18 protein-coding genes and 1 tRNA gene are annotated in these 24,379 nt (G+C 50.8%); 18 read left to right on the top strand and 1 reads right to left on the bottom strand.

The features are described 5' to 3' along the window. Nucleotides 1-43 precede the first annotated feature (43 nt). The 11 genes from STSP2_RS11530 to STSP2_RS11480 all read left to right on the top strand — a co-directional run bounded on the left by STSP2_RS11530 (nt 44) and on the right by STSP2_RS11480 (nt 10,009). Nucleotides 44-1,234 (top strand): saccharopine dehydrogenase family protein, encoded by a 1,191-nt coding sequence (locus tag STSP2_RS11530; protein WP_146662808.1) that lies wholly within the window; start codon nt 44-46, stop codon nt 1,232-1,234. A gap of 23 nt (nt 1,235-1,257) precedes the next feature. Then, nucleotides 1,258-2,397, top strand: a complete 1,140-nt coding sequence (nspC, locus tag STSP2_RS11525) for a carboxynorspermidine decarboxylase (RefSeq protein ID WP_146662806.1) — start codon at nt 1,258-1,260, stop codon at nt 2,395-2,397. A 190-nt stretch (nt 2,398-2,587) separates the two neighbouring features. After that, nucleotides 2,588-2,661: transfer RNA gene (locus STSP2_RS11520), tRNA-Cys, on the top strand. Nucleotides 2,662-2,778: 117 nt separating this feature from the next. Beyond that, nucleotides 2,779-4,029: a tyrosine-type recombinase/integrase gene (locus STSP2_RS11515; protein ID WP_146662804.1), complete on the top strand. Its 1,251-nt coding sequence runs from the start codon at nt 2,779-2,781 to the stop codon at nt 4,027-4,029. A 177-nt stretch (nt 4,030-4,206) separates the two neighbouring features. Beyond that, nucleotides 4,207-5,406 (top strand): hypothetical protein, encoded by a 1,200-nt coding sequence (locus STSP2_RS11510; protein ID WP_146662802.1) that lies wholly within the window; start codon nt 4,207-4,209, stop codon nt 5,404-5,406. After that, nucleotides 5,396-6,154 (top strand): hypothetical protein, encoded by a 759-nt coding sequence (locus STSP2_RS11505; protein WP_146662800.1) that lies wholly within the window; start codon nt 5,396-5,398, stop codon nt 6,152-6,154. The genes STSP2_RS11510 and STSP2_RS11505 overlap by 11 nt, the downstream gene beginning before the upstream one ends. A 177-nt stretch (nt 6,155-6,331) precedes the next feature. Beyond that, nucleotides 6,332-6,562: a hypothetical protein gene (locus tag STSP2_RS11500; RefSeq protein WP_146662798.1), complete on the top strand. Its 231-nt coding sequence runs from the start codon at nt 6,332-6,334 to the stop codon at nt 6,560-6,562. After that, on the top strand, nt 6,555-6,737 hold the full coding sequence (locus tag STSP2_RS11495; protein ID WP_146662796.1) for a hypothetical protein: 183 nt from the start codon (nt 6,555-6,557) through the stop codon (nt 6,735-6,737). The genes STSP2_RS11500 and STSP2_RS11495 overlap by 8 nt, the downstream gene beginning before the upstream one ends. A 1-nt stretch (nt 6,738) precedes the next feature. Then, entirely contained in the window at nt 6,739-9,084 is a 2,346-nt protein-coding gene (locus STSP2_RS11490) for a phage/plasmid primase, P4 family (RefSeq protein WP_146662794.1), read from the top strand. Between the two features lie 204 nt (nt 9,085-9,288). Continuing rightward, nucleotides 9,289-9,675, top strand: a complete 387-nt coding sequence (locus tag STSP2_RS11485) for a hypothetical protein (protein ID WP_146662792.1) — start codon at nt 9,289-9,291, stop codon at nt 9,673-9,675. 4 nt (nt 9,676-9,679) lie between these two features. After that, the gene (locus STSP2_RS11480; RefSeq protein ID WP_146662790.1) at nt 9,680-10,009 is read left to right on the top strand and encodes a hypothetical protein; all 330 of its coding nucleotides are present in this window, start codon (nt 9,680-9,682) and stop codon (nt 10,007-10,009) included. Here the strand turns inward: STSP2_RS11480 and STSP2_RS11475 are convergent. After that, nucleotides 9,989-10,735, bottom strand: coding sequence for a recombinase family protein (locus STSP2_RS11475; RefSeq protein WP_146662788.1), 747 nt, complete (start codon nt 10,733-10,735; stop codon nt 9,989-9,991). The genes STSP2_RS11480 and STSP2_RS11475 overlap by 21 nt on opposite strands. Before the next feature lie 443 nt (nt 10,736-11,178). On the opposite strand from STSP2_RS11475, the gene STSP2_RS11470 reads away from it, so the two are divergent. The 7 genes from STSP2_RS11470 to STSP2_RS11440 all read left to right on the top strand — a co-directional run bounded on the left by STSP2_RS11470 (nt 11,179) and on the right by STSP2_RS11440 (nt 24,331). Further along, entirely contained in the window at nt 11,179-11,610 is a 432-nt protein-coding gene (locus tag STSP2_RS11470) for a hypothetical protein (RefSeq protein WP_146662786.1), read from the top strand. Between the two features lie 443 nt (nt 11,611-12,053). Then, the gene (locus STSP2_RS11465) at nt 12,054-12,590 is read left to right on the top strand and encodes a sigma-70 family RNA polymerase sigma factor (RefSeq protein ID WP_169853176.1); all 537 of its coding nucleotides are present in this window, start codon (nt 12,054-12,056) and stop codon (nt 12,588-12,590) included. Next, nucleotides 12,590-14,254, top strand: coding sequence for a FecR domain-containing protein (locus tag STSP2_RS11460; RefSeq protein ID WP_169853175.1), 1,665 nt, complete (start codon nt 12,590-12,592; stop codon nt 14,252-14,254). The genes STSP2_RS11465 and STSP2_RS11460 overlap by 1 nt, the downstream gene beginning before the upstream one ends. 30 nt (nt 14,255-14,284) lie before the next feature. Continuing rightward, nucleotides 14,285-15,064, top strand: a complete 780-nt coding sequence (locus STSP2_RS11455; RefSeq protein ID WP_205847882.1) for a type II secretion system protein — start codon at nt 14,285-14,287, stop codon at nt 15,062-15,064. 30 nt (nt 15,065-15,094) lie between these two features. Next, nucleotides 15,095-17,023: a LamG-like jellyroll fold domain-containing protein gene (locus tag STSP2_RS11450; protein WP_146662779.1), complete on the top strand. Its 1,929-nt coding sequence runs from the start codon at nt 15,095-15,097 to the stop codon at nt 17,021-17,023. Nucleotides 17,024-17,145: 122 nt separating this feature from the next. Then, on the top strand, nt 17,146-20,307 hold the full coding sequence (locus STSP2_RS11445; protein WP_169853174.1) for a fibronectin type III domain-containing protein: 3,162 nt from the start codon (nt 17,146-17,148) through the stop codon (nt 20,305-20,307). 52 nt (nt 20,308-20,359) lie between these two features. Beyond that, on the top strand, nt 20,360-24,331 hold the full coding sequence (locus tag STSP2_RS11440) for a putative Ig domain-containing protein (protein WP_146662775.1): 3,972 nt from the start codon (nt 20,360-20,362) through the stop codon (nt 24,329-24,331). Nucleotides 24,332-24,379: the final 48 nt, after the last annotated feature.

The raw sequence follows: 24,379 nt of genomic DNA, 5'->3' as shown, positions 1-24,379 counted from the left end.
CCGCCTGATCAGTTAACCTCGAAAACTTGTCTGGAGGTCCCAATTGAGTAGAGTACTTATAATCGGAGCCGGCGGAGTCGGCAATGTCGTGGTCCAGAAATGCGCCCAGCTTCCCGAAATATTTACAGACATATGCCTGGCCAGCAGAACAAAATCCAAATGCGACGAAATAGCTGCAATGCTCGACAGGCCGATCGAAACCGCACAGCTTGACGCAGACGATCCCAAGCAGACCCTGGCACTGATAACCAGGTTCCGTCCGGATCTCGTCATTAACGTCGCTCTGCCGTATCAGGACCTTCCGATCATGGATGCATGTCTCGAAGCCGGCGTTGATTACCTCGACACCGCAAACTACGAGCCTCCGGATGAAGCAAAATTCGAATATAAATGGCAATGGGCCTATGATGACAAGTTCCGCGACAGCGGCATCATGGCCCTGCTAGGGTCAGGTTTCGATCCCGGCGTCACAAACGTCTTCTGCGCCTATGCACAAAAGCACTACTTCGATGAGATCCACTTCGTAGACATCGTTGATTGCAACGCAGGCGAGCACGGCCACCCGTTCGCAACCAACTTCAACCCCGAGATAAACATCCGAGAGATCACCCAAAAGGGCAAATACTGGGAGCAGGGCGACTGGAAAGAGATCGAACCAATGTCCGTCTCCAAAGATATCGATTTCCCGGAGATCGGCCCCCGCAAGGCCTATCTCCTCTACCATGAAGAGGAAGAGTCCCTCGTCAAGCATATCAACGGCCTCAAACGCATACGCTTCTGGATGACATTCGGGGAAGCATACATAAATCATCTGCAGGTCCTGCAGAACGTCGGTATGACCAGCATCGAGCCCGTCGAGTTCGAAGGCAAGCAGATCGTCCCGCTGCAGTTCCTAAAGGCCGTCCTGCCCGACCCCGGTTCACTCGGTGTCAATTACAAGGGCAAAACCTGCATCGGCTGCATCATGGAAGGCGTCAAGAACGGTGAAACAAAACGCATCATGATCTACAACACCTGCGACCACGCCAAATGCTACGAAGAGGTCAAGGCACAGGCCGTCTCATACACCACCGGTGTTCCCGCCATGATCGGCGCAGCCATGATCCTGACGGACCAGTGGCACAAGCCCGGTGTTTATAACATGGAGCAGTTCGATCCCGATCCCTTCATGGACATGCTCAACAAGCACGGCCTCCCCTGGAAGGTCATCGAAGGCAAAACGCTGGACAGCTAACGTATCCGTCAAAGGAGCTTGAGTTGAATTACGACCTGAGCAAGATAACGACTCCATGCTATCTCGTCGACCGCGGCCTGCTGCGCAAAAACTGTGAGACCCTCGCAGACGTCCAGAATCGCACCGGCTGCAGGATACTGCTCGCCCTTAAGGGCTTCGCTATGTGGAGCGTCTTCGACATAGTCTGCGAATATCTCGCCGGCACCGCAGCCAGCTCCCTGCACGAAGCACGACTCGGTCGCGAAGAATTCGGCAAAGAGGTCCACCTCACCGCCCCTGCATATCGCGACGACGAGTTCGACCAGCTAATCGCAAACAGCGATCATATTATTTTCAACTCTGCGAACCAGTGGCAAAAATTCAAACCCCGCATAGCAGCCGGCAGCAGGGCCCTCAAGTGCGGCCTCCGCATTAACCCCATGCACTCCGAAGTCAAAACCGCCATCTACGATCCCTGCTCACCCGGCTCGCGACTCGGCATCACCCGCGATCTGTTCCCAGCCGACATGCTCGACGGCATCACGGGTCTGCATTTCCATACCCTGTGCGAACTCAATGCAGACTCGCTCCAGCGAACCCTCGCAGCCGTTGAAAAGCAGTTCGGCGAATTCATACCGCAGATGCAATGGATCAATTTCGGCGGCGGTCACCACATCACCCGCCCGGACTACGACATCGACCTGCTCTGTAAACTCATTAGCGATTTCCAAAGCAAGTACGACGTGCAGGTCTACCTCGAACCCGGTGAAGCAATCGCACTAAACACCGGATTTCTCATCGCCACCGTCCTCGACATAGTTCATAATGCCTGCGACATCGCCATACTCGATACCTCCGCCGCGGCCCACATGCCCGACGTCCTCGAAATGCCTTACCGACCCCAGATCAGCGGCGCGGATGAACCCGGCAAGAAACCCCACACATACCGCCTCGCCGGCCCGACCTGCCTCGCTGGCGATGTCATCGGCGACTACTCCTTCGATGCCCCCTTAAAACCGGGCGACAAGCTCATCTTCCACGACATGGCCCATTACACCATGGTCAAAAACACCATGTTCAACGGCATAAACCTCCCAGACATAGTGACTTACGAACCCGATACCGACGATTACAAACTCCAGCGTCGCTTCACATATCAGGACTTCAAAACACGCCTGTCCTGATAATCGACGGCAGGGGGGCATTATCACAAACCCGTTTTCAAAGCCCCGCAGCCAATCAGACCTTTGCGTACCCCATCAGCCGCGGCAAAATCCCTAAAATTTGTCGCTTTGCCCTTGCCAAACCCGAAAACATGGCTATAATTCATCATTCTAAATCGCTGACAGACCGCACAGACGGCTCAGCAACCTCGGCGGCGTAGCCAAGCGGCCTAAGGCGACGGTTTGCAAAACCGTTATTCGTGGGTTCGAATCCCACCGCCGCCTTCCTCTTAACTTCTTTTCCAGCAAGTACTTACAATCCTGCCCTTGCAAGTCCTTTTCGTGCCCTATAACTTTTTTTATAACCTTTTTGTGGTTTGAAGAAGTTGTAAGGAGCTGAAAATGGCAAAAAAGAGCAAGCGTTCCAGCAAAAAAGTGCCCGGGACCATCTACAAGAATGGCAGTCGATACTGGTGGAAAGTTCGCCTTCCGGGCAGCTCAAAAACCAAGTCTGTCCCGCTTGTGCCTCAAGGTGCCAAGCAGGCAACTCCCTACAAGGACGTAGCGATCGAATGTGCCAAGCTGATGTGGTCAAAGGCTGTGTTTGATTCACAGCAGAAGGTCGAACAGGTAGACACCATTGCAGAACTGGTTAAGGCATATTTGGAGTTTGCCCAGACTTACTACATCCATGACAATGGCAGAGAGATTCAGGCGATAAAATACGCCACTAAGCAACTGGTTGATAATTTCGCCGATCTTCCAATTGAAGAGTTCGGTCCCAGAAGGCTAAAAGATGTCCGCGAGTTCATGATCGAGGAAAATCTGTCCAGAAGGGTGATCAATTCGAGGGTTGGCATAATTAGACGTATGTTCAAGTGGGCGGTTTCCGAGCAGATCGCCTCGCCAATGGCATATCACGCGCTTGGGGCGGTTGATGGCCTTAGAAGGGGTTATACCAATGCAAGGGAAGTAGAACCGGTCAGGGCGATAGATGAGGAATACGTGTACAAGGTTCTGCCGTATGCCAGTGATACAATTGCCGCAATGATCGAACTGCAGTTGTTGACCGGCATGCGTCCTTGTGAATTGACGATTATGAGGCCGTGCGATATTACCAAAAAGGATGATGTCTGGCACTACAGACCCCAGAAGCACAAGAACAGCTTTCGAGGGCTGGAGCGAATTATATCAATCGGCCCCAGAGGCCAAGAAATCCTGCGTCCGTTCTTGTTGAAGAAGCGGACCGACTACTGTTTTTCACCACAGGAGACGGAAAACAAACGCAGAAGGGAGTTGACCCTGACTCGCAAAACGCCTCTGTCATGCGGCAACAGACCAGGCACAAATCGGAAGGCAAAGCCGCAAAGGGCACCGAGAGATCATTACGATACCCGCAGCTATGGTCAGGCAGTCAAAAGGGCGATTAATACTGCCAGGAGGGAAATAAAACGGCAGGGCGGCAACCCTGACGAAGAGTTGCCCAAGTGGACCCCTTATCAGCTCAGGCATACAGCCGCTACGAAGATTCGGAAGGTGTTCAACTATGAGACTGCAGGAGCTTTGTTGGGGCACTCTAATCTCAGTGCAACACAGATCTATGCCGAGCGGAACCAGGGGCTGGCCGATATGGCTGCGCAGCAGTTTGGCTAAAGCGGATCGCAAGTTTTTGTAGTAAAAAAGCTTACGTTTTGGCCTGACAATTCTTGCGTTTTTTGGCTTGATGTTCGGTTTTTGTTCGGATAATGTGCCGGAGGTCGGCAGGGGTTTTATGCTGGCTTTCGGCACATATCTGTGCGCCTTTTGGTTATTTACAATGGGAGGTAAACTGTGGCTAACTACTATTTGAAGGATTTTCTGACACTCAAGCCGAAGGATCTTTTGCAGCTATATTTCGGCAACAAGGGTCTGCTTATGGATTTTGCGTGGGGCCAGGAACTGATTGTTGATGATTTGGCGGAAGCTATCCTGGCTCTGACTGATCCGGCACTGGTTCAGTATGAATTTCGTACCATTTACAAGTGGGCCAATGAAGGCGGGATCGCAGCACTCATTGACGAGGCGCGGTCGCCGCTGCATGGCAGTCTGGAGCTGGGCGAAAAACTCGGAGAGCTGGAGAATGAACACGCGCGGGCAATGTATATGTGGCTGAATCATGACGACGTGTTCAGTCATGCCATTGATCTGAGGGAGTGGGAAAGCCGAAGAGGTAAGAATCATTACTACGTAGGGCCTGGTATTCCTTGTGATGGGGAGGACGAGCAGGTCAGGCAAAAGCTCGGTGCTACAGTGGCCGAATATTTCAAGCGGCAGAGCAAGGGCAAAAAGTGCAAGGTCGAGTATTACATGCGGACCAATCCCGATCGGCACTATTTCTTTGCCAATCCGGAGGACAGTGTCAAAGGCTTTCGAAAGTATCGTGATGACAGCGAGGACGTAATTATTAGGGCGGCCTATCGTCCTATTTTCCAGGTGATATTTGAGTATAACGCTGAGGATGGCGATTTAGCGGTCCATGCACGCAGCAAGAAGGCTAAAGACAAGATGTTTGAGGCGATGTGTACGGAGGTGCTTGGATTTAAGGAACCGCCCAATGCGGCAACTGAAGTATTCGATTTAAGCTGTCTGAAGGATGGCAAATTCCGCTTTGCTGAGGACCCGGAAATGCCGGTGGAGTCGATCACGCTCAAGATGGTTATGCTGAACCTCAACAAAGGTACGGACCAGCGGATCACCCTGGAGGCAAGTCCGCATAAGGGCGACAACCGCCAGGTCGAAGGTATGATGCAGAAAACGTATCTTGCTCATGGCGTAAAGCTTGAAGATGTGTTTGTGCGGAAGGCGAAAATAGAGATCAAGTTCAAGCCCGTGAATATGCACAAGGTCGGGCGGATCACATTTACTGTTGGCTACCCGCAATACAGCGACCTGTCTGATGACGAGAAGTCTGAAATGGCAAGACGGTACCTTCGCAAGTGGGGCATACTTGTAAAACACAAGGCTATGTCGGAGAGCACAAATGTCGCTTAGCACGGAGAAGATCGAAAGACTGCTGCGGATGGTCGATGCTGATCAGGAATGTGACACTGTTTACGCCCAGAACATAACGCATTTTCTGGATGAAGATGAAATAGCTGAATGTGAGCGGGACCAGCTGCTGCTTTTCACGGGATACAGCGAGTACATTACCTGCACCCAGTGCTTTCATCAGCCGTGCACTGTCAGTCCGAAGATACTCCGGTATCCCGACGGCAGTAAGTGGGGAGTCTGCATCTGCGGAGAAAATGAGAGGCTGGAATTTCCGATTGATCAGCTTAGATGCTGGGATTTGAACATCACCAGAGCAAAAGAACTGCTGCCAACACAGAAAGATGATGAGCAGGCCACAGCAAAAGGACCTAACAAGCAGACCGCGAAGAAAAAGAAAAGACCCAATCAAAAAGAAATGGCGGACCGTAACCGAGCTGTCGCATTGGCGGCAGCCGAACTGAAAAGCAAGTATGGACGTTTGCCCACGGTAAGTGAAGTCGCGGCTGAAACCAGTTATGAACCGAAGCATATCTACCCGACAGATCCATATAAGGAAGGCAAAATTGCAAAGAAAACTTCTAAAGCAACAAAGCAAATGACAGGATCAAGTGTGACATCCAGCGAGTTGTTCGGCAGAAACTCTCTCGAACAGAGTCGAGCCAACAGGAGAAGCAAGTCGGATCAGGCACATTTGGAGGCACTTATTAACGAGCAAATCGAGGATGAAAATAGCGATTTTGTTAAATAGACACGCTGGTTTATTGACTTTTATTGACAGTTTATTGAATTGGCAGTGGCATAAATAAAAACGGTAAGTCTTTCTAAGGCAGTGACTTAGCTAAATCGGCAGTCGCTGCCTTTTGTCGTTTATGGACTAGCAGACCCTTTCGAAGAATGAAAAAACATTTTTTGAAAGGGTTTTTAAATGTCTGACCTACACACCGTTTCACAAATTGCCGACCTGTTCGGCGAACCACCTCAGCGGGTGGCTTACATCATCCGCAAGTACCGTATAAAACCGCGTCAGCGGGTTGGGATCACTCGCCTTTTCGACGAGGCCCAACTGCCGGTAATCAAACAGGGTTTGTACGGAATCCGCATTCATCGTGACCGCGGCCTGGCTGCGCCTGCAGAAAGAGAGGTGCTCAATGGCTGAGAGACTCTTATCACGCAAGGAAACAGCTCAGCGGCTCTCGATGAGCATGCGTTCATTCAGCAGGCATCGGGCAAGGCTTATGGCCCTGGGTCTGCAGGCTGTTCAGATCGGGCAGTACCCCAAATACCGTGAGGCCAGTGTGGACCGGCTGATCAAGAAGCTGGCGGAGGGTTGATATGGTGAGAGATATTCTTCAAGAGATCGGCATCGAGACTGTTCGGCCCGAAGGTGACGGCCAGCTTTTATGCGTCTGTCCGGATTGCGGTACTAAACATCTGTATGTCAACCGCAACAGCGGGCTTTGGGACTGCAAGCGAGGCTGCGGCAAGGGTAATCTGTTCGGGCTTGTTCGCAAAGTCACCGGCTTGGAGGACCGTAAATGCTTTGAGCTTCTCGAAAGACACGGTTTCAAAGATAACAGCGGTCCTTCCAAGCCAGCAAAACCCAAGAAGATTGACTGGTTTACGAACAAGCTGAGACGAGCTTCATCCGCCAAACTGGCAAAGCTGTGTAAGATCAAAAAGATCAGCTGCGATGCAATTGCCAAGTTTGGCCCGAAAGCTCACAAGGCAGAACCGATCATCTGCATACCGGCTTATGATCCGGCAGCGGGCGAAGTCTGCGGATATTTGCGAGTGGGCAATGAAGGCCAGCCGGTCAAGCTCAAGAACGGCAAGTTGGAAAAATATCCTGCCGTCGGCAAGCATGGTCTGTATGGTCTGCCCTGGCTGCAGAAAGAGCAACCCGAGACGATTATTTTCTGTGAGGCATGGCGTGATGCTCTGGCCGCTATCGATGCTGGGTATTACGCCACAGCCTCCAGTGGTGGTGCTTCAACGTTCAAGGACAGCTGGGTTGAACTGTTTTGCGGCAAGACTGTGTTCGTCGTCATGGATGCCGACAAGCCAGGGAAAAAGGCAGCACGCAAAGCGGCTAAGAAGATCAGCACTGTTGCAAAGAGCGTTTCGATTGCCAGTTTGCCATACGAAGTCAGCGAAAACCACGGCAAGGACCTGCACGACTATCTGGTCTCCGACGGCGGGGATATGTCAAAGCTGCTTGCAGATGCCAAACGGTACGAGCCGACCCGCATTCCCCAGGGTGATGTCATCCTGCTGAAGGATGACCAGTCGGATACTGTTGCGGAGAAGATCAACGAGTACTGTCGAGTCAATCAGAACACCATCTACCGCTACAACTCTATCGACGGCTGGAGCATGTATCGAAACAACCGCTACCGCCTGATCGAGGATGAGACGGAGCTGGACATTTTGATCAGACAGTGTCTTCGCAAGTGCAAGGTAGAGACAAAGGAAAAGCAGGAAGATGATTCGTTCAAGGTGGTCTATAAGCGGCTAAAAAGGAAGGGCCAGGGGTTTGTCAATGACATCAAAGGTTTTTGGCAAGGGCTGGAAGGTGTTTATCTGCCGCCCGGGAAGCACGCACCGGCGAGCCTGGACGGAAGTCTCGATCCAGCTTATGTGATACCGTTGAAGAATGGTCTGCTGGATTTTTCGGTGTATCCGTACAAGCTGCATCCCCACACGCCGCAGTTCTATACGTTCAACTATCTCGATTTCGATTGGCAAGGTGAGCGGGACAGCGAAATGTGGATTGAGTTCCTGGTCGACATCACATGTGAAGATCGTGAACTATTCGAGCTTCTCCAGCAGTGGGCAGGCTATACCCTGCTTCGATCCACCGCTTACCAGAAGTTTTTATTGTGCTACGGTGATGGTGCCAACGGCAAGAGCGTGTTCTTCGATGTGATCATGGCCTTGCTTGGCAATGACAACTGCTCGACTGTGCCATTGTCGAAATTCGATGACATTCACCATCTGACGCAGACTTACGGCAAGCTGGCTAATATCACGGATGAATCGTCAAAAGGACTTGAGGAAGAAGCTGAGACGGCTCTCAAGCAATATACGGGCGGTACGCAGGTCACCTTCAAGAGGCTCTACAATCAGCCGTTCAGTGCATATCCAACGGCCAAGATCATGATTGCCACTAACAAGCTGCCCCGGTTCGTGGACACTTCCAACGGTATCTGGCGGCGGATGCTGCTGGTGCCTTTTGAAGCGGTGATCCCCGAGTCCCAGCAGGACAGGCACCTGGCTGAGAAGATCAAGGCTACGGAGATGAGCGGGGTATTGAAGTGGGCTCTGGAGGGTCTGCAAAGCCTCGAAGAAAAGAAGGCCTTCATCGAACCGGCTGCATGCAAGCGGGCACTGGATCAGTACAAGCGGGAGATGAATCCGCTGGTGGTGTTCCTGGAAGAGAACTTTGAAGTCACCAAATGCGAGTTCGACAGGATCGAGACCAGGCAGCTTCGCAACTTCTATCAGCGGTGGTGTGACGAGCGAGGTTACAGGCCAAAGAATGAGACGAATGTGGGCATTCAGATTAGAAAGCTATGGCCACCCGTTGATAAGAAGAGATTGCGTCAAGGGGTGGACAGGACCATGTACTACACCCGGCTGAAGCTGAAGGATGATTCGGAATTTAACAATGACCCCTAATTTCCGGCATTTGTCCATGGCTTGTCCACGGCTGTCCATAGATATGGTATGGCCACTAAACCAATTCTGATGAGGCTGATAAGCGGGTTTTTTATTGTCTGTCCCTACGGTCCATACCTTTTAGCAATAAAAGAGCATAGAAGGAAAAATGTAATGCAAAGCATAGACATGTATATATATAAAATAAACAATAGGCGCGACCCTATGGACGGTGTGGACACCAAGGACACGCAACCAAGGGCTGAGCAGACCTTAAGCATTTCAATCCCCGACAGCATTCCCGCAGACTACGCCGAGGATTTTCTCGAACGCCATGCGATGCTTGCTGTCGATGGCGGGCTCGATGATTACGATGCAGCGGTCCAGGCCGAGGAGGAGGTTCTCGCCAGGATCATGCACACCTACACTGCCCGCTGTTACATCCTCTGGGGTGAGTACCACCGCGACAAATGGCGAAGTCCGATTGATCGCAGGGTCTATCACAACAATAAACCGCAGACGATCTGTGTGGCCTTGACAGGGACGGACCGTGAGGATGCTCTTTCAAAACTTGATACCGATGCTGAAGAATTCATTGAGTGGTGGGGATAAGATCATGAAAAAGAAATGTCCTGAATGTGAACGAGTGCTGGAGCTTAATGATAAGAACTTTCGATTTTTCAACGGTTACTGGAGGCGTAAGTGCAGACAGTGCCAGAACGCACATAAACGCAAGGTTTATCAGAACACCAAGCACACCAGGCCCAGGCTTACCAGACATGCAGCCTATAAGCTGGCCAAAGAGAAGCGGATCGCGGTTTACATCGAGAGGTTTGAGCAAGAGGAGAGTATTCTGCGCCGCTACAGGCTCAATCTGAATTCTCCGGCCGATATGGTCGATGAGGTGCTGGAAGTTGAAAGAAGGCTAAAGCGGCGAACTGGATGAGTCGATGCGTTGTATGATCCGCTGAACGGTGCTGTGGTGCCAGTTGCATTTATCACGGCAGCTAATGCCAGAGTCTTGCAGCTCTCGGCAGATAGCACGCAGTGACAGGCCTGATTCTTTCATGGTGATTATCTGTTGAATAATTTGCTGTTCTGTTTCGTGTTCGATCAGTCGGCCGGGGTTGAGCGGGTCGACTGTAAATCCGTATGGCGGGTGCTTGCTCATGCGTTTGCCGTTGGCCTGGTGACGGAGCATGGCGGCTTTGGTGCGGGCGGCTATTACCTTGCGTTCGTACTCTGCCAGGGTTTGCAGTATCTTGCGGACGAGCCAGTCTTCGTCGTTGTCGCTCCATGTGCCCTCACCTGAAATGCTGATGATCGATGCGCCTTTCTTTTTGACCGTTCGTTCGATGATGTCACTGAGATATACGCTGCGGACCAGACGGTCCAGGCGATAGACCACAAGGCAGTAACCACGCTTGAGAGAATCCATTGCAGACCACAGGCCAGGTCGATCTTCGTCCGATCCCGAGAGGGCTTTGTCGCTGAACTTGGCTGTGATCTCGTAGTTGTTGTTGACGCAGTAGTCGGTGCAAAGGTCGAACTGTGTTTCGATGGACTCACACTGATCTGCGTTGCGACGAGGTGAGAATCTGGCATAGAGAATTGCCTTGCGAGTTGATTGGGATGGTTGGCTGATCATGCCTGTAAGTGTAACAGAATGCATCGAGAGCGGCAATAGCTAACATGTAAAAAGACGATCTTTTTATGCTTCTCTGTTGTGGCCATGTCTTGTGTTAACTCAAGTCGGCGGGTTGCTGGCTCACGCGCGCGAGGTGATGACGGTTTGTATTTGGTCTTTCGGTCGGTCGATCAGGTCGTTTTGGCGTGGTGGGTTCCCATCACACCATCTGTTGGCCGTTGTTGTCGCAGGTCAGCGGAGAGCCAGGGCGATGACACTGCGAAATACTTGGCCGTTCTCGCGCGCCACGCGCGAGGAATAGCAGATAATTTTTTCGTCGTGGGACTCCTGCCGACTCAGATCCGAACCACACCCCCGCCCGGCTTGCCGCCGGGACTCCTACTTAGGTCGAAAGCCGCGATACCAATTTTCAAAAAAAGTTTTTCAGGCGGTTTGACCAAATCTTTCGTGCCGTAAAAAATTGCGTTATGGAAACAAAAGAACAATTCAAAAAACGGTTAAAGAGTGAAGGTCGCTGGGATGAATTTATCAAACTTCGTGAAGGACTTAAACGAGATGGGCTTAGCCCTAAAGAGGCATGGGCAAAAGCTCGTCGAGAGTTTGAGCCGGACTTTGAGTCGGTACCCGTGGCTGATAACTGTGGCGGTTGTGACTCTGGCGATGGTGCTGGCATGGATAGCGGGGACGGCATTAGGCGAGAGACTTTCGCCGCTAAGCCGAACGTCACAGCTAGAGCGGTTGTCCAGTGGGTCTTCGACCATATCGATGTCGCGGATGTCAGGCCCGAAGACGCGCCCAGCAGCGGAGCGTGGAGCTTCCTTCCACGAGTTCGGACCTATCCGAAGCTTCTCAAAGAATTTTACAGAAGCATCTGGGCAAAAAGACAGTCGAACAGATGAAACAAGGATGTAAAAAAGATTATTTACCCCGAGAAATGGCCTCTGTTAATCATAACATAAATCATAGTTAGTACCAGGTAAAGTCTTAGCTAATACACTTCAACGGTCAATCCTTTGCTTTTACTCTGGGTCTGACATTCGAAAGGATGTTTTTGAGGTGCCACAGTATTGACATGTTATTACACAATTTCCACATAGAGTTGGGCTATATCGACTTGTTTCGTGTTGGTATATTGGCGATACTTAGGAATTGATGGAGTAATAAGAATTGAAAAAATAACAGACCTGCGGATTGCCAAAAAATAAATCCTGGTGAGGGTCGCTAAATTCTATATTTAGTAGCTAATCTGAAATTTTTTGTTTTTTTCTTTTCATAAATGCCTAATAAGCGGACTACTTTACTGAAGTGCCCGGTTATTGTGTAATCTATTTGGATGCGAGCTTTGGGTCCTAAGTCTGAAAATCTGAGAACGCAGGAATACATTAAGCTGCTTGCTGCTCATCAGTCGCAGATATACGCCTATATTCTAAGTATGGTAGTCAACTATACTGAGGCAGATGAGATTATGCAGGAAACATCCATGGCTATGTGGAAGAATTTTGACAGATTTGAGCAGGGCAGCGACTTTCTAGCCTGGAGCACGACAATAGCCTATTACCAGGTTCTGACATTTCGAAGAGACCGCAAGCGAGATTCCAAAGTCAAATTCAGCGATAAGTTCTTGTTCGAACTGAAGGATAGAGCGCCAGCCAGACTGGATCTGACAAACAAGAGGACCGAGAAACTCCTAGAATGTGTAAAGAAGCTCGAGAAGGGCGACAGAGAGCTTATTGAACTGCGGTATTGGCAAAATCTTCGGGCCAGGAATATTGCCGAAAGACTTAACACTGGCGTAAGAAACGTGTATTACAACCTTTCACGAATTCAGGACCTTTTAGTCAGATGTGTCAGGCGGTCACTTGCGCAGGAGGAGCTCTAATGAGTGCGAATGACGAAAAACTTCGCGAAATACGACTGCTTGTACTCAGGCTTCTCGAAGATGAGGGTGATGCACAGTCTACAGCGCGACTGGAGCAGATTCTCAGTAGCGATCGGGATGCTGAAGAGTATTACTTTGAGCTCTTGCAGGTCAATTTGGCTCTCAGGCATGTTCGCAAGCTCGGGCATGTCGAAGCTGAGTTGCCAACTCGTGGGGCTATAGATCTTGATCTTTGGAGAGCACTTGCGCATGAAGAAAAAGTGGCCCCGGAGGTTGAGGTAGAAAGGCCATGTGAGGATTCTATCCAACAGATTCACACTAGTGCTTTGAGAGTAAAGCCGACCACCCGCGAAGTGAGCAAACTGGCGGTATTGACTGCGATGATTTCGGTTGCGGCTGTCTTGCTGGCTGTGATTTGGATCAATATCCGTCCCTACCCGCGGGAATTCGTAGCAATGTTAGTCGACAGTGTGGATGCGAAGTGGTCTTCAGCAGATGGTTCTATGGAATCGGGTTCACTGCTTTACAATCAGTCCGGGCCGTTGCGGCTTGAAAAAGGAATTGCGAAGATTGAATTCGACTACGGGGCAGTGGTGGTCTTAGAAGCTCCAGCTGAAATCGAGCTCAAGACCGGCGAAAGTATGTCACTGAATTATGGACGGCTATATTCGCAGGTGCCCCTTCATGCCACGGGTTTTACGGTGGATACGCCTTCAAGCAAGATTGTAGATCTGGGCACTGAGTTTGGGGTCAAAGTGGATGTGGACGGGACCTCGGATATTCACATGATCAAAGGCAAGGCTTCGTTGATACCTGGTGGTAAAGGTAAAAAGAGGAAAGGCATAAACGTGGCGGCTGGTCAGGCCAAAAGCGTTGATGCTATGGGGACGGTATCTGATGTTTCACTTAAAAACGAAGCATTCGTGCGCGACATAGAATCTAAGGCTGGCTTTGTTTGGCGTGGGCAGAGCCTGGATCTCGCTGACATTGTGGGTGGCGGAAACGGATTCGGCAGCGGCAAAAAGAATGCAGGTATCAGTGTCAGGACGGGAGTGTTCCACGAGAAAGTAATGCCGCCCGAATCTCTGGCCAAAAGCGGTTATGATTACAAGTACAAAGAAGTGAGTACTGTCGATTTCATAGACGGTGTGTTCATACCCACAGATACGGAAACAATGCAAGTTTCATCGCATGGGCACACGTTCGATATAACTTCCAAAGTGGCTCCAGGTAATTTTGGGGCAGCTATCGCAAACTATGATGCCTCGACAGGTTCGATCGAACCGATTCTCGGTGGCCTTAAGTATGCGAAAAAAGATTCGTTGATCATGATGCGAAGGAACAAGGGTATAACGTTTGATCTTGAAAAAATAAGAAGTCGTGTGCCGGGTTTGCGGATTACACGATTTTCAAGTGTGGCTGGTGTTTCCGAGTCCGATCTTAGCGTAGAAAAGATTTCCGCTAACTTCTACGTTTTGGTGGATGGTGAGAAGAAGGTAGTAAGTAAGCACATCAGCGGCGGTTCGGGACCAGCGAAATTTGAAGTGGAACTTACGGATGAGAATCGTTTCCTCACGCTTATAACGAGCTATGAGAGCTTCGGGATGTCGAACAGTTCAATGTTTGCTGAACCCAGGCTGATTCTCGAGCAAGCGACTGAGTAGACTGTCTGGGAAATAATGAGGGAGTATAGTATGCGGGTAAAGAGAGCATTTACACTGATAGAATTGCTGGTGGTAATATCAATCATTGCACTGCTTCTTGCAATTATGATGCCGGCTTTGGGGATGGTCAAGGAGAAGGCAAAATCCGTTGTATGTAAATCGCAGTTGCGGCAAATGGCGATAGCACTGCAGACATACGCGGGTGAAAACAATGGCAAGGCACCGGATTTCGGTGCAAGTTACGGAGCAGACCCGGATGGATTCTGGTTTGTAGGGCTGGCACCGTATCTTGCCGGGGATGATCCCTATGAGGAGAAAATGGAAATTTTGACTTGTCCCAGTACTAAAGTAAGTCCGGACAACGGAACTTACATTCCTGGAACGGACAAGAATGGCTGGGTCTTTCAGGGCTCGGTGAAGGGCAGTTATGGAATCAATTTCTGGGTGATGAGCGGCAGTCTGAGGGGGTTTTCAGCTGAGAGGCGTTTTCAAAATTTCAGCTCATTGCGAGGCGGCTTGCCGACCTTTGCAGATTCCACCTGGCCCGACGGGCATCCAGATGGTGATGACCAGGTTCCGCTGGATGTTTATGGGGGCGGGTACGGCGGTGAAAACATCAATACTAGATTTCCCGGAAGTATGGGCTATGGCATGGGGCGTTTCTGCATCGACAGGCATGGTATGGCAATCAATGTTGCGATGACTGGCGGCAGTGTTGAAACCGTTGACCTTGAGGACCTTTGGGTGCTCAAGTGGAATCAGTTGAGCAAGCCCAATTATGATATTGTGCTTCCGACAGGAAGAGAATAGCAAAGAATCTGTTTATTGAAAGGAAGGTGTATGATGAAGTTGAGTTGGAGGTTATTTAGTTCATGTATGGTTCTGGCGTTGGCAGCGGCATCAATGGCGGATGTTATCCAGGTTCCTGATTCGACGGGGCATACAGATGCGTACAATGTGTCGAGCGACCTGGAAACTTCAATTTCAGGCGTCTATTATGTCGTAGCCGAAGTGACGTATAGTAATCTGGAAGGGGCTCCTGCCGTTTACAACATGGTCGAGGTGATGAACGGCGGCAGTATTTCAGGAAGCTTCGGTCAGGCTTGGGCCGCCACTACATGGTGCATTTACGCAGGAGGTAAAACAGTCTCTAGTATTCCCCTGCAGGACGGTGTCCCTACATTGTGCGTCTACAAGATGGATGGTACAAGCGGAACTTCTAGTCTTTGGATCAATCCAAACTTGTACGATACGGAACCAGCGACTGCTGATGTGAGCAGGGGTATAAGTTCAAGCGAGGCAAATGCCATACGTTTCCGCGGCGGAAACGCGGGCAATCCCGTTGTGATGGATGTTCGGAATATTGAGATTTATTACAATGGTGAATCGCCGTTTGGCAAGGTGGGTGTAATGAATGCCATTCCGGCCAAAGGTGCGATAGATGTAGACAGGGATATTGACCTTAGCTGGGAGGCTCCCGTTACTGTTACGCCTGAAGATTACCAGCTTTATTTCAGGGCAGATGATCCTAATTTTGCCGATACTGCGACGAATATCGTTGACGGAGCATCGGTTGCGCCGGTTGATCCGACAACCTCCTATGATGTCGGCGTCCTGGATTACGGTGCCACATATTACTGGAAGGTGGACATCGTCGCCGGAGGCGTTACTTATGAGGGCGATGTCCTGAGTTTTACCACTGTTCCGCAGTCGGTAGTTATAGAACAGGACCCGGCAGGCTCTACGGTTGCTGCAGGAGCGGATGCCACATTTACCGTATCAGCCCTGAATGCAACTGGCTACCAGTGGTACAAGTCCGACGATCCGGTAGCGGACACGAGTACGGATACAGCTTTGACCGGTCAGACGTCCGCTACGCTTACATTAACAAACGTACAGCAGGAGGATGAAGGCTGGTATTTTGCATACGTTGACGGCATCGATGCAACTGCAACCGGCACCGCGCTTTTGATGACCGAGCGTCTTGTAGCACGTTATGAATTTGAGAATAATCTCAACGACACTAATGGAAGCTTTGAGACCTGGCCTGGTACCGTTTACGATCCTAACGTTGCAGATGCCATCGGCACGGGCATGACTTATGATGGACAGAATGCGATCCAAGGCAGTTACGCTTTGAGTTTTGACAATCTGAACGGAGCCGGACTCGTTCAGATAGCAGGTTCTGAAGACAAGTTCAATTTCTATCCTCAGGGTATGACTGTTTGTGCATGGGTCAAGACTGACTTTACAGATGAGTACACAGCGATTGTCGGTAAAAATGCAGCAAGTACACCGGAATTCTGGTTCCTTCGCAAGACATTTACTGGGTCTATGATGCGTGCTGACGGCACGTTCGTTTTTGGTCCCGAGATCACTGATGGGCAGTGGCACTTTGTGGTTGGCCAGTATGATCCACAGGCTGGTCAGGTGAAGATTTACACGGATGGCGTTTTATCAGCAGCAAGCGATTCGGTGCCTACCGGCAATAACACAAGCATGCTCACCATTGGTGGCGAGATGGAGGATGCTAGCGATGGAGTCCTTGATCTTGGCTATAATGGACTGATGGACGATGTTCAGATATGGTCGAAGGTGCTGACGCCTGAGGAAATCGCTCAGCAATATTATGACGTCACGGGTGAGCAGATTTGTCTGTACGAATACGCAAGCGAATACGACTTCAACGGCGACTGCAAAGTGGATATGGCTGATTTTGCAGCGTTTGCGCAGGGCTGGCTAAGCACTGGACTGTATCCTGGTCTCTAAGGGCTGGTGCAGTATCTAGTTAGTAAAATTCACACTCTTCTTAGCTAAAGGCCGGTTCGCATTGTCGGCTGGTCTTTAGCTATATCTAAAGTTTTTTGGAACCTGATTGGAAAGAGGTACGGATGCTCAAGTATGGTGTTTTAGCGGCGGCGGTTGTCTGGATGTCAGTTTCAAGCTTGATGGCGGATGTAATTGAACTGCCTGATTCAAAAGGTCATACCGGCAGCTACAGTGTTACAGCCGAACTTGGGAGAAAAGTTTCGGGTGTATACTATGTGGCTGCCCAAGTGACATTCAGCAACCTGGCTGGCGCGCCAAGCGTTTTCAACTTACTTGAACTGACGCAAGGAAGCGAGCAGAAGGCCGGTTTTGGGCAGGCATGGGGGGCAGGTACCTGGGGCATATTTGCAGACGGCAGGACTGGGTCCGATATTCCGCTGACTCAAAAGACCACACTTTGTGTTTTTAAGATGGACGGCAGTAAAGGTGTGGCTGATCTATGGGTTGATGCAAACCTGTATGGCAGTGAGCCGTCGAAAGGAGATGTTCGCAGGCGGATAAGTTCAATTGAGGCCGACACGGTTCGGTTTCGCGGCGGACACGATGACAACCCCGTCGTGGTAGATTATGAGAACATAAGGATCTACTGTGATGGCGAATCACCGTTCGGACGTCTGGGTGTTAAAGAGGTTTATCCCGCAAGAGGAACCATTGATGTCGATCGAGACATCGATCTGAGGTGGGATCGTCCTTCTGGGGTTAAGCCTGAAAGTTACCGGCTATACTTCAGAGCAGACGATGCGGATTTTGGTGACAGCCGGGGCAACACTGTTGACGGCATCTCGCTATCCGCGGTTGATGCGAGAACTTCTTATGATGTTGGCCGTTTAGATGAGAATACAACCTACTACTGGAGAGTGGATATACTGGCGGACGGTAAAACATATGAAGGTGATACGTTGTCGTTTTCTGTGCCGCTGAGAACGCAACAAGGGGAATGGCAGCTTACGCTTAACAACAATGGGATTATCTCGTGTCAGTCACCTGCAGGCAAGATTGATTTTCGATCTGATAGTTATGCAGGGCCGCAGTGGTATATGTATGTCGATGGTACGCTTGCCGATGTCCCGATGCAGCTGTCGGATTCGAAAGACTGCAGTTTTGCAGGCGAATCGGGAAACATAGCTTTTAAGCTAAATTATAATGTCGTTGACGGAAAGCTCGCCCTGACGGCAAAAGCAAGGAACAAGGGCACGGATAAACTGTCCGATCTGCGGGCCGGCCTGAGGCTTGGAGTGGATTCATACATGGTTAGCTATCCTGAATGGGATGAAAAATACTTTCCGACTTTGCTGAGATGCGAAAAGACGCACTTCTGGGGGTACGGAATGACGCCTGATCGCAGAATCCTTGGCTGGTCGAGTCCCGACCCGATCGCATCTTACACAATAAATTATGAGCAGCACAGGCACAGGATTTATACGGTTTCACTCGATTTACTGAACCCGGGACCCTTGCCTGAGAGGCATCCCCAGGAGCTGGATACGCTTTCGCCAGGTGAGCAGAAGGAGTGGACGCTCTTCCTGGAGCCGATCGAGTCACTTGAAGATGTAAAGCCGCAACTGGCCAGTACTACGGGCGGGGCAATGTTCGACATCGAACATTATACCGTGGCCGAGGGTGAGAAAGTCGAGGGAAATGTATACTCTCCGCAGCCGATTGAGTTGAAGGTGCAGACTCCCAGTGGTATGATCAAGTCTGTGCCTGTCGTGAATCGTAAAAATGCATACGCATTCAGGTATCAGCCAGACGACGGAATGGGTGTGTACACTCTCACGGCTTCGACGCCGCAAGGAAAGGTGTCAGAGGCAATGGTCTCGGTTCGCCGTCCCTGGTCATGGTATCTGAAGAAGGCCCGTGAGAATATAGTTGCACAGCCGCCCAAGGTTTCACTTTCGGTGGAATGCTGGTATGGCCTGTTCTCAATGTTTCTGGCCCGCGAGTACTTCCCGGACCCACTAGTTGACGCAAAGTGCGAGCAGAAGTTCCAGGAGATGTTTCCGCTCATCTATAACCAGGAAACAGATCTTGTGTATTACTCTGGAAGGATACAGAATGCAGCGTTGACCGCGAGCATGATGGTAGACCGTTACCAGGCTACCGGAAATCTTGACGATCTCGAGATTGCGGTGAATCTTGCCGACTATCTTATCAAGAGGCAGGGCGATGACGGAGCTTATTATAGTGGCGGCGGGGTTCACTACACGTCCGTAATATATATTGCGAAATCGATGCTAGAGCTTGCCATCGTAGAAGAAGAGCTTGCTCTGGACAGTGAACTGTGGAAAGAAAGGTACGAAAGGCACTATAATTCCGCGAAAAGAGCTATTGACGATTTGGCCCGGCGTGGTGCGAATGTTCAGACAGAAGGTCAGCAGACGTACGAGGACGGCATGATAAGCTGTTCGGCGACGCAGCTGGCCTACTTCGCATTGATGCAGTCTGACCCGGCGGAGCGTGCAAGGTATACAAAAGTGGCTAAGGAGCTTCTGCTGGATCATAGCTGCCTGACTCAGCTGCTGATACCTGACAGCCGGATGAACGGGGCTACGCTGCGGTTCTGGGAGACTCAGTACAACCTCAAGCTCACGCCTAACATGATGAACTCGCCCTGCGGGTGGTCGGTCTGGCGTACCTACGGTCTATGGTACATGTATCTTTTGACGGGTGAAGAGGATTGGCTGAGACAGACGTACAATTCGCTCGGCACGTGTGTGCAGGTGGTCGATCCCGACACTGGCAAGCTTCGGTGGGGTTTTGTTGCCGATCCATATGTTGAGGCCCGTGTTTTCAAGCCAAAACCTGATTCTCCTGGTGAGGGCATGTTCGTAAACGAAGTCATCGGCGAAGGCTACAGGGATATGATCGCCGGCTGGTTTCTCGCGCCGCCATGCGATTATGCAAAATCGAACATTGGCGCAACTGACGGCCTGGTGCATGAGATATTCAAGTGTCTCGAAGAGGTAGCTTTGACAACTGCTCATGTTGTTGAGCGTGAAAATGGTGAGCTGGTTGGATATAATTGTACTGTTGAAGAAAAGGGCGGTGTTGTTCACATTGTGCCGTCTGAAGATCTTGTGACGAGGATTCATTTGAATTTTGAACGGGAACATCGGATTGATGCCGAATTTGGCGGCGGAGAGAAGGTCCAGGGGAAATACAAAGGTATGTCCTGGATCGGTCCCGGCGGTGCTCCGGACGGTTTTGCTTCTGGAAGCATGTGATATGCGAACTGGCCTTGTTTCGGGTCTTTGGTTATGATCGCTTGAGGCTGATATGAAAAAGCTATTGAATTGTCTTGTTTTGTTTTCACTTGCTTTTGTTAGCAGAGTCGGTGCGGCTGATTTTTCGGTAACACAGGGCTACTGGGACCGCATCGGCGAATATTCTTACGATGCCTCGGCCGGTACTCTGGCATTGAAAACGCCGGATGCACGGTGGTTCTGGCATCTGGAGTTTTCTCAGCAGGGTCGATATGAGGTATGGGCGAAAGTGGCGGTTGCAAACGCGAATGCTGGTACCGTTCTGGCTGTGGGTGATTGGGATTCTCAGCACGGCGGGGGTTCCTTCGCTCGGGGCCTGTTGAACGCTACGGACCCGGAGAGCAACACTAATCCTCAGTGGCAGCGGCTCGGTGAGATTTACGTTCCAAAGGCGGGTTTGCGGCTGATCTGTGCCAATGTACCCGAAACGCCGACGAATGATCCGGGTCTGCTGCATGCGATTCGAATGGAAGGTCCCGGCACAGTGACAACAGGTGAGCAGTTCAATGTTCGTGCGGCAGCTTGTGATATATATTTTACGCCTAACGGGACACGACGTGCGGCTCACTATGCGGAAATGGTTTCGCGTCCCTGGCCGATACCAGCGATAGGCGGTACGCATACAGTAATGAATATCGGCGGCGGGTACAACGGAGCAAACGACTCCAGTTTTTATTCGCTCTGGGGCTCAGGTGATCTTCTGCCGCAGCCATTGGTTGCGTTTGGGGGCAGCCGGATTTTTACACATGAAGGTACAGGTTCGAGCATATCGTTAGATGATTTCTGGTTGGATCCTTCGAAGCGACGTAAACTGTTTGTGTGCCGTACGCCCGACGGACAGGGCAACAGCATTACGAATGTTTGTGTTGGTGAAGTCGGGCAGCGATGGTATCTGGTAGGAAGAATGTTTCAGGCGACCAATTTTGCTTCGGTCGGCGCATCCGGGTTTCTAGAAAATCATAGCATTTTTAATGCCCATTTACATAGGCGATCCTGCAGCTGGGGGAGTAACTGGTCTTACGGTGATTCGAATGGAGATGGAAAGTACGAATGGTGGCCGGCAACCCAGATAAGGGCTCGTTTGCGCGGCTACAGTCCTGATGAGCCGCCAACTGGTAAAAATGTAGTTATTTATGGGGCAAATCGCAAACGCAAGGATCTGGTCGAAATGATTCATGGTGGGTTAATTCCGGTTGAGCAGCTGAACAGTTACTATTCCATTTCACCGGCGGATAAGCCCCAGATGCCTTCGCTGAATCTTGTCTATAGTCTTGCTGAGAAGGATCGGGTTGTTCTGACGGCAAATGCTTCGGTCGGCGATTACTATTTCATAGATTTGAGCGATATAGTGAGCGATCCATTCAGCACCGTCGATTTTGTATTTGAAAAAGTTTCAGCCCCTGCATGGGTCAGCGTAGCAAATCATTACCTGATGGGTACGCCGTCGGGCAGTGATTCTGGATTGAATGAAATAGTTGTAAAAGCCACTGACGAGAATTGTGGGCTTGAAGGGTTGTTTACCATTGGCGTGCATATCGCAGAAGCAGGCAACAGTGCGCCCGTTTTTATCAACTTGCCTGATAAAGTGCAAACCGCGCCTACGCTTGATGATCCGGTTGTATGTGAACTGCAGTTCAGCGATCCGGATGCCAGCGACGATCACGAGTTGTCCATCGTTTCGGGCAATGAGGCGGGTGTCTTCGCGGTCGATAAGGATGACGATACGGTCATAAAGACAGCGTCGCCAATGAGCGGCAGTTCGTACGATTTGACGCTGGAGCTTTCTGACGGCAGTTCGACTTCGATGGCCGACCTACAGGTTATTGTTGCAGCGGGCAACGGCAGGGGAGGTGCCACGAAGGATGTATGGTACATCTGCGGCGGCGAATCGCTGGCTGATCTTATGAGTGATCCGCGTTTTCCGGGCGATCCTGATTGGACGGGGGCGGTTCGCGATTTCAGAATCGATGTTTTGGGCAAAATGACTGGTTATCGCGTTCGCGGGCATCTGTATCCGCCTGTGAGCGGTTCGTATCAGTTCTTTTATTCAGATTCTGATGCCCAGGGACAATTCAGCATCAGTACGGATGAAGGTGCAGGCAATCTCTCTGTCATACCTGAAGGAGGCTCAGTCAGTCTTTCTGCGGGGCAGCGCTACTATTTCGAGGCGCTGACCAAGAACACCAGCAATTACGGCGACGGTAATATGAAGGTTGAATGGCAGGGCCCCGGCACTGCTCAGCAGGTCATACCGGGTGAATACATGAGCCCGGCCGAGTATGCAAAGCCGGAATTCGGATCCGAGAGCATCCGGCTCCGTGATGTGCTGGTGGGTGAGAGTTACAGCGAGAACATGCGGACAAAGATCGAAACGCTGGATATGTGGAACGTTGTGCAGTATGGGGCGGTTGATGCGCCTGCATGGATCACCGTTTCGCAGGACGGAATTATAACGGGCACACCCGGTGCCGGAGATACTGGGCCAAACGAATTTACGTTACGCATGACCGCACCGGGCGGGCTCTTTGATGAGACGCAGATCATAATAAACGTCAATGATAATCACCCGCCTCAGTTTGCACCAAATCCAGTCTCGCTTGGCAGTGTCGATGAGTATGCTGACGTTGAGTACAACATATCAGTCTATGCAAGCGACATTGATATAGGCCCACGTCTTGCATTCGGCGACAGGCTGGAGTATTCACTTGTCAACGGACCCGAGTGGCTGCACATCGAGCCTACGGGTGAGCTGTATGGGACCCCTGGAGCTGATCATACCGGTATAAATGCTGTTACTGTCCGTGCCACCGATCTTGGCGGATTGTATGCCGAGGCCGAGTTCCGCATAAATGTCAATGATGTCCAGCAGGCTCCAACCATGCAGGAGACTTCACTGTATACCTATGCAGGCAGATCCATAGCGGGCAATCTGGCCGATTATGCGAACGATCTGGACGACGACAAACTGACATTTGAGAAGGTAAGCGGTCCGTCCTGGCTTATAGTTGAGTCTGACGGAAGATTTTACGGCACCGTTTCCGCCGACGCCCCCCATATTAATGAGTTCGCGATTGAAGTGACCGACCCTTTCGGAAATAGCGATCAGGGTGTTCTCACTGTGCTCGCTCTTGCGGATTTTCGTATAGCTTACGAAGGTTTTGAGGGCACTGCCGTTGCGAGCATTGCCGGAACAAACGGCGGAACAGGCTGGACCGATGCCTGGTCCGGCGACAGCGAATGGCGATTCGCAGCGGAAGGTCTGAGCTTTGCCGGTATGAATGATACGACGGGGCTCAAATCTGTCATGGGCAGTCAGGGAAGTACGATCGAGCGATACTTTTATGACAATGTAACGGTCGGTACAGGCGATAAAGACGTACCGCAGCTCTGGATAGGTGCTCTGATGCACCTATACCAGGCGGACGGCATAAACCCCGGATTCAGTTGCCAGGTTCGTCTGCTCAACGGAAGTCAGATAGGCTACTTCGGCAAAGGTGTGAATAAGACCATAGGATTTGACTTGGGCGGTTGGCAGGATATTAGTGGTGATTTAGGCTTCGGAAACGGAACTGCTGGCCTTTGGTTTATGATTTTGCATCTGCAAGCCAGTCTTGAAGGCACAAACGTGACCCTTTATGCTGCTAAAGAAGATGAAACCTTCGACATAGCTGACCCTCAAACTTTTCCGCATACCGCCAGCGGGTTTTATGCCGGTCCGGTCACGATTGACGGTCTGGGGCTGTACCGGTGGAACATCACCGATGCGTCGGCGGATGAACTCTGTGTGAGCCAGTGGTATGACACGCTGATTGCAAACATGTCAGCGCCGAATTATAAGAATGATCTTTCGGGCTTTGCTGCATTTTCGAGTCTGTGGCTGGATGATGAGTGCGGCTTTTGTGAAGGTTTTGATCTCAACGGCGATGGTGGTGTCAATGCGGCTGATTTGAGGGTATTTGCTGCAGGCTGGCTTGGGAGAGAGTAGATTTGGGCGTTGGCAAATATCGGAATTGAGGGGAATCCGAAAATTCAG

It is taken from the genome of Anaerohalosphaera lusitana (genome assembly GCF_002007645.1).
Taxonomy (GTDB): Bacteria; Planctomycetota; Phycisphaerae; order Sedimentisphaerales; family Anaerohalosphaeraceae; genus Anaerohalosphaera; species Anaerohalosphaera lusitana.
Note: the sequence above shows the minus strand (reverse complement) of the source record. Positions and strands in the feature narration are given on the sequence as shown.

Coding starts and splice junctions, on each gene's coding strand:
- STSP2_RS11515 (WP_146662804.1), top strand. CDS start 2,779: ATGGCAAAAAAGAGCAAGCGTTCCAGCAAAAAAGTGCCCGGGACCATC.
- STSP2_RS11505 (WP_146662800.1), top strand. CDS start 5,396: ATGTCGCTTAGCACGGAGAAGATCGAAAGACTGCTGCGGATGGTCGAT.
- STSP2_RS11500 (WP_146662798.1), top strand. CDS start 6,332: ATGTCTGACCTACACACCGTTTCACAAATTGCCGACCTGTTCGGCGAA.
- STSP2_RS11495 (WP_146662796.1), top strand. CDS start 6,555: ATGGCTGAGAGACTCTTATCACGCAAGGAAACAGCTCAGCGGCTCTCG.
- STSP2_RS11490 (WP_146662794.1), top strand. CDS start 6,739: ATGGTGAGAGATATTCTTCAAGAGATCGGCATCGAGACTGTTCGGCCC.
- STSP2_RS11485 (WP_146662792.1), top strand. CDS start 9,289: ATGGACGGTGTGGACACCAAGGACACGCAACCAAGGGCTGAGCAGACC.
- STSP2_RS11480 (WP_146662790.1), top strand. CDS start 9,680: ATGAAAAAGAAATGTCCTGAATGTGAACGAGTGCTGGAGCTTAATGAT.
- STSP2_RS11475 (WP_146662788.1), bottom strand. CDS start 10,735: ATGCATTCTGTTACACTTACAGGCATGATCAGCCAACCATCCCAATCA.
- STSP2_RS11470 (WP_146662786.1), top strand. CDS start 11,179: ATGGAAACAAAAGAACAATTCAAAAAACGGTTAAAGAGTGAAGGTCGC.
- STSP2_RS11460 (WP_169853175.1), top strand. CDS start 12,590: ATGAGTGCGAATGACGAAAAACTTCGCGAAATACGACTGCTTGTACTC.
- STSP2_RS11455 (WP_205847882.1), top strand. CDS start 14,285: ATGCGGGTAAAGAGAGCATTTACACTGATAGAATTGCTGGTGGTAATA.
- STSP2_RS11450 (WP_146662779.1), top strand. CDS start 15,095: ATGATGAAGTTGAGTTGGAGGTTATTTAGTTCATGTATGGTTCTGGCG.
- STSP2_RS11445 (WP_169853174.1), top strand. CDS start 17,146: ATGCTCAAGTATGGTGTTTTAGCGGCGGCGGTTGTCTGGATGTCAGTT.
- STSP2_RS11440 (WP_146662775.1), top strand. CDS start 20,360: ATGAAAAAGCTATTGAATTGTCTTGTTTTGTTTTCACTTGCTTTTGTT.